The organism is Sphingomonas sp. (assembly GCF_035490575.1).
In the GTDB taxonomy this organism is placed as follows: Bacteria; Pseudomonadota; Alphaproteobacteria; order Sphingomonadales; family Sphingomonadaceae; genus Sphingomonas.
Genome location: NZ_DATJLI010000125.1, coordinates 1 through 8,153, shown reverse-complemented (window position 1 = coordinate 8,153; position 8,153 = coordinate 1). Strand labels below are relative to the sequence as shown.

General features: G+C 65.3%; 12 protein-coding genes, 1 tRNA gene and 1 pseudogene. 10 read left to right on the top strand and 4 right to left on the bottom strand.

What is annotated here, in order from left to right:
- Positions 1 to 542 (bottom strand): BapA/Bap/LapF family prefix-like domain-containing protein (locus tag VL973_RS09450; RefSeq protein WP_325283770.1); only part of this gene is annotated, 542 nt, incomplete at its 3' end.
- A gap of 157 nt (positions 543 to 699) precedes the next feature.
- On the opposite strand from VL973_RS09450, the gene VL973_RS09445 reads away from it, so the two are divergent.
- Positions 700 to 1,206, top strand: coding sequence for a hypothetical protein (locus VL973_RS09445; RefSeq protein ID WP_325283769.1), 507 nt, complete (start codon positions 700 to 702; stop codon positions 1,204 to 1,206).
- Positions 1,207 to 1,209: 3 nt separating this feature from the next.
- Complete coding sequence (locus VL973_RS09440) at positions 1,210 to 1,443, top strand: hypothetical protein (RefSeq protein WP_325283768.1); 234 nt, start codon at positions 1,210 to 1,212, stop codon at positions 1,441 to 1,443.
- Between the two features lie 74 nt (positions 1,444 to 1,517).
- On the opposite strand, the gene VL973_RS09435 is transcribed toward VL973_RS09440, so the two are convergent.
- Positions 1,518 to 1,610 (bottom strand) — tRNA-Ser (locus tag VL973_RS09435).
- A 188-nt stretch (positions 1,611 to 1,798) separates the two neighbouring features.
- On the opposite strand from VL973_RS09435, the gene VL973_RS09430 reads away from it, so the two are divergent.
- The 6 genes from VL973_RS09430 to VL973_RS09405 all read left to right on the top strand — a co-directional run bounded on the left by VL973_RS09430 (position 1,799) and on the right by VL973_RS09405 (position 6,036).
- Positions 1,799 to 2,599 (top strand): DUF1134 domain-containing protein, encoded by an 801-nt coding sequence (locus VL973_RS09430; protein WP_414712226.1) that lies wholly within the window; start codon positions 1,799 to 1,801, stop codon positions 2,597 to 2,599.
- A gap of 78 nt (positions 2,600 to 2,677) precedes the next feature.
- Positions 2,678 to 3,385 (top strand): cell division ATP-binding protein FtsE, encoded by a 708-nt coding sequence (gene ftsE / locus VL973_RS09425; RefSeq protein WP_325283766.1) that lies wholly within the window; start codon positions 2,678 to 2,680, stop codon positions 3,383 to 3,385.
- Positions 3,382 to 4,245 (top strand): cell division protein FtsX, encoded by an 864-nt coding sequence (locus VL973_RS09420; RefSeq protein ID WP_325283765.1) that lies wholly within the window; start codon positions 3,382 to 3,384, stop codon positions 4,243 to 4,245. Before ftsE ends, VL973_RS09420 begins: the two co-directional genes overlap by 4 nt.
- Positions 4,245 to 4,787 (top strand): YdcF family protein, encoded by a 543-nt coding sequence (locus tag VL973_RS09415; RefSeq protein ID WP_325283771.1) that lies wholly within the window; start codon positions 4,245 to 4,247, stop codon positions 4,785 to 4,787. The genes VL973_RS09420 and VL973_RS09415 overlap by 1 nt, the downstream gene beginning before the upstream one ends.
- Positions 4,784 to 5,488 (top strand): lysophospholipid acyltransferase family protein, encoded by a 705-nt coding sequence (locus VL973_RS09410; protein WP_325283764.1) that lies wholly within the window; start codon positions 4,784 to 4,786, stop codon positions 5,486 to 5,488. The genes VL973_RS09415 and VL973_RS09410 overlap by 4 nt, the downstream gene beginning before the upstream one ends.
- A gap of 11 nt (positions 5,489 to 5,499) precedes the next feature.
- Positions 5,500 to 6,036 carry an NADPH-dependent FMN reductase gene (locus VL973_RS09405; RefSeq protein ID WP_325283763.1) on the top strand — a complete coding sequence of 179 codons (537 nt, stop codon included), beginning with the start codon at positions 5,500 to 5,502 and terminating at the stop codon, positions 6,034 to 6,036.
- A 120-nt stretch (positions 6,037 to 6,156) separates the two neighbouring features.
- Here the strand turns inward: VL973_RS09405 and VL973_RS09400 are convergent, their stop codons facing one another.
- Positions 6,157 to 6,804 (bottom strand): CPBP family intramembrane glutamic endopeptidase, encoded by a 648-nt coding sequence (locus VL973_RS09400; protein WP_325283762.1) that lies wholly within the window; start codon positions 6,802 to 6,804, stop codon positions 6,157 to 6,159.
- A 181-nt stretch (positions 6,805 to 6,985) separates the two neighbouring features.
- Here VL973_RS09400 and VL973_RS09395 point away from each other — a divergent pair, with 181 nt between their 5' ends.
- Complete coding sequence (locus tag VL973_RS09395; protein WP_325283761.1) at positions 6,986 to 7,522, top strand: DUF2975 domain-containing protein; 537 nt, start codon at positions 6,986 to 6,988, stop codon at positions 7,520 to 7,522.
- The gene (locus tag VL973_RS09390; protein WP_325283760.1) at positions 7,522 to 7,752 is read left to right on the top strand and encodes a helix-turn-helix domain-containing protein; all 231 of its coding nucleotides are present in this window, start codon (positions 7,522 to 7,524) and stop codon (positions 7,750 to 7,752) included. The genes VL973_RS09395 and VL973_RS09390 overlap by 1 nt, the downstream gene beginning before the upstream one ends.
- Positions 7,753 to 7,948: 196 nt before the next feature.
- On the opposite strand, the pseudogene VL973_RS09385 reads toward VL973_RS09390, so the two are convergent.
- Positions 7,949 to 8,153 (bottom strand): annotated as a pseudogene (locus VL973_RS09385) (siroheme synthase); the annotation flags it as partial.

Here is an 8,153-nt window from a genome sequence, read left to right as displayed (position 1 = left end):
GCATCCGCATCGGCATCCGCATCGGCGTCTGTGTCGGCGTCCGCATCGGCGTCGGCATCCGCATCCGCATCGGCGTCAGCGTCCGCATCCGCATCAGCGTCAGCGTCCGTGTCGTCTGATGAGTCGCCTCCGCTCGTCGCCGCTGCTGCGACACCTGCCACGCCGACACCACCGAGCAACGCTGGCAAGATCAGCGACGACCCGCCACCGCCGGCGCCGGTTGCGCCGAGCAGTTCATCCAGATCGTTCAGCAACGAAAAGCGCGGGAAGCGGCTGCTGGATTGCGCTAGCCATTGTGTCCCGTCAGGTTCGCGCAGGACCAGATCGTTAGCGCGGCCGTCGAACTGTTCATAGAAGTCGGCGACGCGGATAAGCTGCCCATTATCGAGTCTTACGATAAGGTCTTGCTGGCTGCGCTCGAACGCAGCAACGGCGTCCCGGCTCAAGTCCAATCGGACGACACTGGCGCTTTCAAGATCGATCGTTTCCATGGTGCTCTGCGTTACTGCACCGGTCGCTTTATCGATGATGTCGGCAGCCATATCTGAGCCTCTTCGCCCTCGCGTTGTTCCCCGGCGTTTTCACTAGGGAAAGGTCGACCGCCTTCCATCAGCGAAGCGCGGAACCAATGCGCTGGAAAAGCCGCTCCTTGGTTCTTCCGTTTCAAGGAATCCGTTTCCGGATCGAAAACTGACGATTGTGCCGCCGGAGCGCTCGGACGATGTCGAGATCGCTCTTTTCTCTAGTCGGCGCCTGCTGTCTTTCCCATTTTCAGGTAGCCAGCGGGCTGGCGCCAGCCCGGATCAACCGCCTTTGGTGCGCGAAGCCGAACTGGAGGATAATCGTGTTTCGCCGCGACCGGCATTGCGCGTGCCGGGCCGACGCGCCGATGGCTTGCGTGCTGCAAACGCTCGCATTAACGCCGCATTCGATGAACTCGTTCGCGACCTAAACGAGCGCCTTAGGCTCGCCCTCTACAAGCTGACGTATCACAACGGGTTCATTCAACTTTTCGAAGATGAAACGGTGAACACTGCGGTAGCGAAGCCATTTTGGGCGCTTGTCGGCGCTGCACCGTGGGCAAACGTCGATCTTCAGATGAAGGAAGCGATTGATCGCCGCGACAATGGCGATCGAATGGCCGCGTTCCACGCTGTCTGTGCGCTCGAAAGCTGCATCAAGATCATAAGCGACCTGAAGGGCTGAACGATGGGAAGCGAGAAGGGCGCAGCGAACTACGTGTCCAATCTCGTTAGCCAGAAGAACGGCCGCTTCATCGAAGTTTGGGAAGGCGACATGCTGACGAAGATGTTCAGCGACGTTCGCAACCCGTTCGCACATGGGCCGGGGCAATCGCCGATGCCTACGTTAACGCCAGAGCAAACGAACTGGACGATTGAAACGGTTATGACGTGGATCAAGAGCCTAGTGCGCCGCTTCTAACACGAACTTATGATGGCCGCGATGTTGGCCGGGAAGGCGTTGTCGGCTCTAAGTGATTGAAATCACTGGGAAGTTGGCGGAGACGGAGGGATTCGAACCCTCGGTACGGGATTTACCCATACGGCGGTTTAGCAAACCGCTGGTTTCAGCCACTCACCCACGTCTCCGGGTCGCTCGGGGCTATCGAGGGCGGGGCTATAGCGTTGGCAGGGGTGCGGATCAATGGCCCGCGATACAAAAGACCCGACTCGTTCCGGCGTCTGTCGGACTCGGCTTGCCGCCCGTTCATTGCGGCTTCATCGGGGGGCGGTGTAGCATGGGCCGTATCGGGGTCGCGTGATTTTTGACCGGGGGAATGAAGATGTCGCCGAAATTGACTGTGGCGCTGGCCGCGCTGGCGATGCTGGTGGCGCCGGCACATGCCGGGGCACAGGTGCGGACGATCGATCCGAACAGCGCGATCGACGCCGACCTGAACGGCGCACCGCCACCCCTGCCTGAGGATCAGTTGACGCCCGATGAAATGGCGGTCGATCCCGGCCCCCAATCAAGCGAGCCGCCCCCGCTCGACCTGCCGCCCGTTCCGCAACCGGCGGCGCCTGCCGCCCCGCCGCCCGCGACGGCCCCCGCGCCCGGCGCCCCCGCTGTCGCGGATCGCACCGCCGCGGCGGAAGAGACTTTTGCCCGCGACGATCTGATGTCCGCGGCGGAGGGCGTGTTCGGACAGGGCGCGCAGGGGCTGGCGGGAATGCTGGAAAAGCTGCTCGCCGAACAGGGGCGCCCCAATGCCTATATCGCCGGGCGCGAGGCGTCGGGCGCGTTCGTCGTCGGCGTGCGTTACGGCTCGGGCGTGATGACGCACCGGATCGAGGGGCAGCGCCCGGTTTACTGGACCGGCCCGTCGCTGGGTTTCGATGTCGGCGGCGATGCGAACAAGGTGTTCGTGCTGGTCTATAACCTTTACGACACGCAGGAACTGTATCGCCGCTTTCCGGCGGCGGAGGGGCGCGTCTATTTCGTCGGCGGGTTCGCCGCGACCTATCTGCGGCGCGGCGATGTGGTGCTGATTCCGATCCGGCTGGGCGTCGGCTGGCGGCTGGGCGCCAATGTCGGCTATATGAACTTCACCGAAAAGTCGCGCTGGCTGCCGTTCTGACAAAATGCGCCTGCGCTTGAGCCGGGGCGCGCGACGTGCGATGGCTCGCCGCCCAGAGGGGCATTGCAAGCGTCAGCCATGGCCAACATCGTTCAGTTCGAGAATGTCGGCCTGCGTTACGGCACCGGACCCGAAACGCTGTCGGACCTGAGCTTCGCGTTGCGCGCGGGCGCGTTCTATTTCGTCACCGGCGCGTCGGGCGCGGGCAAGACGTCGCTGCTCAAGCTGCTGTATCTGGCGCAGCGGCCCAGCCGCGGGGTGATCCGCCTGTTCGGCGAGGATGCCGTGACGCTGCCGCGCGGTCGCCTGCCGGGCTTTCGACGGCGCATCGGCGTGGTGTTTCAGGATTTCCGGCTGCTGCCGCACCTGACCGCCTATGACAATATCGCGCTGCCGCTGCGCGTGGCGGGCATGGATGAGGCCGAACTGGACGAAGCGGTGCGCGAGATGCTGGCCTGGGTCGGGCTGAACGACCGCGCCGACGCGCGCCCACCCACGCTGTCGGGTGGGGAGCAGCAACGCATCGCCATTGCCCGCGCCGTCATCAACCGGCCCGAGATTCTGGTCGCCGACGAACCGACGGGCAATGTCGATCCCGACATGGCCGACCGGCTGCTGCATCTGTTCGACAGCCTGAACAAGCTGGGCACCACCGTCGTCGTTGCTACCCACGACCTGCACCTGCTGGGGCGCGTGCCCGATGCCCAGATGATGCGGATGGACAAGGGGCGGCTGGTCGATCCCACCGGCAGCCTGCGCCACCCGCCCCGGCAAGAGACGCCATGAGCAGGTCGTCGGGGGAACGCCGCTGGCTGGACGATGCGCGCACGATGCGGGCGATGCGCTGGATCATGGCGATCATGCTGTTCCTGACCGTGCTGGCGGCGGCGTTGGGCCTGTCGACCTGGCGCGCGACGCGCGCGCTGGATGCCGAACTGGCCGGGCGGCTGACGGTGCAGCTGGTCGACGGCGATGCGGCCGGTGCCGAGCGGCTGGTCGCCCGCCTGCGCGCCACGCCGCAGGTGTCGCGCGTCGAGCAGGTCGACCGCGCGCGCCTCGCCCGGTTGCTCGAACCGTGGCTGGGCGAGGCCGGGCTGGACGCCGATCTGCCGATGCCCGCGATGATCGATGTCGACCTGACCGATCCGGCGGCGATCGGCGCGGTCGAACAAGTGGTGCGCGCTGCCGCGCCGCAAGCCGGGATCGATCGTCACGCGACCTGGATGGCGCCGGTGCGCGGTTTTATCGCGACACTGGCGGCGCTGGCGGCCGGACTGGTGCTGCTGGTGGCCAGCGCGACGGCGGCGGTGGTGCTGCTGGCCGCGCGCGCGGGGCTGGACACGCACGCCGGCACGATCGAAGTGCTGCACATGCTGGGATCGACCGATGTGCAGGTGGCGCGGCTGTTCCAGCGCCGGATCGCCATCGACACGCTGGCGGGCGGGGTGGTGGGCACGCTGGCAGGGCTGGCCTTTGTCGCGTTTCTCGGCACCCGGATCGGCGCGCTCGAGGCGGAAGTGGTGCGCGGCATCGGGCTGCGCGCTGGCGACTGGGCCGTGATCGCGGTGTTGCCGCTGGCCTTCACGCTGACGGCGACGCTGGCGGCGCGCGTCGCCGTGCTGCGGACATTGGGGCGGCGGATGTGATGCGGCTGTTGCGCGTCATCGCCTTTGCGTTGCTGGCCTATGCGCTGGGCTTCGTGCTGTTCATGCTCAACCTTGGCCGCCCGCTGAACGGCGAAGTCACCGACGCGATCGTCGTGCCGACCGGCGGCGCGGGACGGATCGACCGCGGCCTCGCGCTGCTGGAAGCGAAACAGGCGAAACGGATGCTGGTGACGGGCGTCGACCCCACCGTGCGCCCACGCGAACTGGCGGCGGTTTACAAATCGACCCCGCGCCGGGTGTTCGACTGCTGCGTCGACCTGGGTCAGGAAGCGATCGACACGCGCTCCAACGCCGACGAGACCGCCGCCTGGGTCCGGCGCTATCGGTTCAGGACGGTGCGGCTGGTCACGTCCGACTGGCACATGGCGCGTGCGCGGCTGGAACTGAGCAACGCGCTGGGCGAGGAGGTGGAGATCCTTGGCGACGGTGTGCGGACCAATGCCCGCTTCGGTGTGCTGGCCGGGGAATATAACAAGCTGCTGATCCGCCGCGCGGCGTTGTTGCTGGGATATCGCGGATGATCGCACGGCTGCGTTCCTGGCTGTTCGACGCGATTTTCTATGGCGGGTCGGTGCCGATCGTGGTGACCGCGCCGGTCAGCGCGCTGTTCGGCCAGGCGGCGCTGGGCTGGCATGTGCGGATGTGGCTGGGCTGGCACCGGCTGTGCGCGCGCCATGTCATGGGCATCCGCAACCGCATCACCGGCTCAGGCCCGCTCGACCACCCGGCGCTCTATGTCGCCAAGCACCAGTCCTTTTACGAAACGTTCGAGCTGACGCGGATGCTGCGCGATCCGGTGATCGTGATGAAGGCCGAACTGGCCGACATCCCCTTCTGGGGCTGGGCGGCCAAGCGATATGGTGTGATCGCCATCGACCGCGCAGGCTCCGCCACCGCGCTGCGCCAGATGCTGCGCGCCGCTGCCGCCGCGCGCGCGGCGGGGCGTCCGGTGCTGATCTTTCCAGAGGGCACGCGCGTTCCGCCCGGCGAAACCCCGCCGGTGCTTGCCGGGTTCGCCGCGCTTTACAAGGTGCTGGCGCTGCCGACCGTGCCGATCGCGCTGGACAGCGGGCATGTCTGGCCGCGCAAGGGGATGAAGCGCGCGGGCGTCGTGACGATGGCCTTTGGCGAGCCGCTGCCGGGCGCGTTGCCGCGTGCGGAGGCGGAAGCGCGGATTCATGCCGCCATCAATGCGCTGGAGCCGCAGGCGCGGATCGGCTAGCGCCTGTCGCCATGCAGGGATTTCACGTCGTCGCCCTGGGCGGAACGCTCCGCCCCACATCCGGCACCGCCCGCGCGCTGCAGGTCGCGCTCGATCACGCCGCCGCCGCGGGCGCGCGCACGACGTTGCTGACGGGGGAAGCGATCGACTTTCCCAATTACGATCCCGCCGAAGCGGGCAGCGATGCGCGCGTCACCCGTTTCATCGACACGATCCGCTCCGCCGACGCGCTGCTGATCGGGTCGCCGGGCTATCACGGCACGCTGTCGGGACTGGTCAAGAACGCGCTCGACCATATCGAGCTGACGCGCGGCGATGCGCGCGTGTATCTGGACGGAATGCCCGTCGGGCTGATCGCGATGGCGGCGGGGTGGCAGGCGTCGGTATCGACGCTGCAGGCGCTGCGCGGCATCGTCCACGCCCTGCGCGGCTGGCCGACGCCGATCGGGGTTGCGATCAACTCGACCGAGGGCGACGACGCCATTGCCACCTGCGCGCCGCAGATCGCGATGATGATGGACCAGATTGCGGGGTTTTTGCGGCGTTAGGGGGGGCGGCCGGGAATGGCCGGTGTCAGGATCAGGTTCAAGCGACCGAAATTGGGTGGTTTGCGGACAGGCCGCTTTTGTTTACCTCAGCTAGCTAAGCGGACCTTCTCCCGGCGCCAACTACATGCCCGTCCATCCCAGATATAGCATGCTGATGCCGAAACTATCGATCAGCGCATGGGCTAGGATCATGGCCCACAGATTGCGTCCGCTGCGGAACCATGCCCAGCCAAACAGGCAAGCGACAAGGCCCGTCGTGACCATCCCGACCGGTCCCTGCATCGCATGGGCAAACCCAAACAGTACGGCACCAGCCACAATCGCCGCCCAGCGCGCTCGGGCCCCGGACCCCAACACCGCGGTAAGCTGATGCAGCAGGAAACCTCGGAACAGTATTTCCTCGCCAAAGGCGGCGCTTGTCAGGGCCATGCCCAACAGCCTCAGCGCTACCTCCGCATTGCCGGCCAGCGCGCCATAGCCGCTGAGATCTATATCCGAACCCAGCGATCGGTTTAGTACGGGTTGGATGAAGTGCCCGAAGGCGAGCACCGTGATGGCGATACCGGCTGCCCAGGCCACGGTGGGTACCAGCGGATGCCGGCTCAGCCCGATCGAGGTGAGGTTGCCTGCTGCAAGATAGGTCCAGAGCAGCGCGACAGCAGCCAGCATTAGAACACGCATCGGTAAAGCTACCGGCAGGAACAGCAGGCCGAAAATCACGAGCACGCCTATGCAGCGAACCGGCGTCTTGTTCAGTATGTCGGCCATTATATTTCCTCGTCGATATGTCGGTGCCGTTAGCCGGAACGATGGCCGCGTATTCATCGCTACTGCACCCGGGCGCTTGGATGAGCGGCACCGATGGAGCCCAAACACCTCATTGCCCCCCGGGAGCAATTTCGATATATCTGCCTTAAGGGGCAATATCTTTATGTAGGGCAATGATTATATGCCGGTCAACAGGGATTCACCGCTGAAACAGGCAGCGCGGGTGGGATTAGCGTTGTCGTGGATCGCGGTTGCCCTAACCTTGCTGGGCGGCGTGCTGGCGCTTGTCGGCAGCTTCGACACACAGATTGGTCCGGCAACGGTGCTGGTCCGCTCCAGCGGAGCTTACCTGCCGCCCTTGGTCACCTGGACCGGTGCACTCTCCTACTTCGCCTTTGCTTATGCCCTTTGGCGGCTGATTGCCTTTCTGCGGCTGTCGCGGGAGGGGCAGGTGTTCGCAGCCGAGACAACCGGCCATCTACGGGCCTTTGGCCGCTGGCTGGTCGTAGCGACGTTAGCGGCCACAATTTTGCCATTGGCCATAATCGCGGTGCATGTGTTGGTTCCGGCACAGGCGGGCACCGGCCTTGTTCCAACGATCCGTATTCCGCTGTTTACCGGCCTGTTCGTCTTGACCGTCGCCACGCTGGTGATGATGATTTGCCGGGTGATCGATGAAGGCCGCCGCCTGCGTGACGAGTTGGGCGAGATCGTTTAATGGCAATCGTCGTCCGTCTCGACGTGGTGCTGGCCCGGCGTAAGGTGCGCTCCAAGGACCTCGCCGCCTTTGTTGGCATCACCGATTCCAACCTGTCGTTGTTGAAGCAGGGCCGTGTCAAAGGCGTGCGCTTCGACACGCTGGAAAAGATATGCAGCTATCTAGACTGCCAGCCAGGTGACCTGCTTGAGTGGGATGGCGCTCTCGAAGAGATTGAGGAAGCCAGTTGAACTAAAATGCATGAGGCATCTGTCCCTGCTCGCCGGTGTCCGCTCGGATGCGGCCCCTACCTTGCTTGAAATCAAACGGTAGTGAAAAGTGCCGCAGCACTTTATGAAATGTCCGGTTTGAAAAAAGCGACAAAGCTGCACTGAATGTCCGAGATTGGGTGTTAGCGGAACGGCCGCTTCCATCACCCCACTCGCCTCACCCCATCGACAGATCGACCGTCAGCCCCTCACCCGGCTCCGCTGCCGCACATTCCATCCGCTCGGCATCGGCGCGGGCGCGGGACAGGATGGCGGGGGGCACGTCGGGGCGGTGACACACCCGGTCGGCTTGCGACAGCAGGCGCGCGGCGCGGAGCGTCAGTTCGTCGGGGTCGGGGGAGGTCAGGCGCACCGCCTCTACC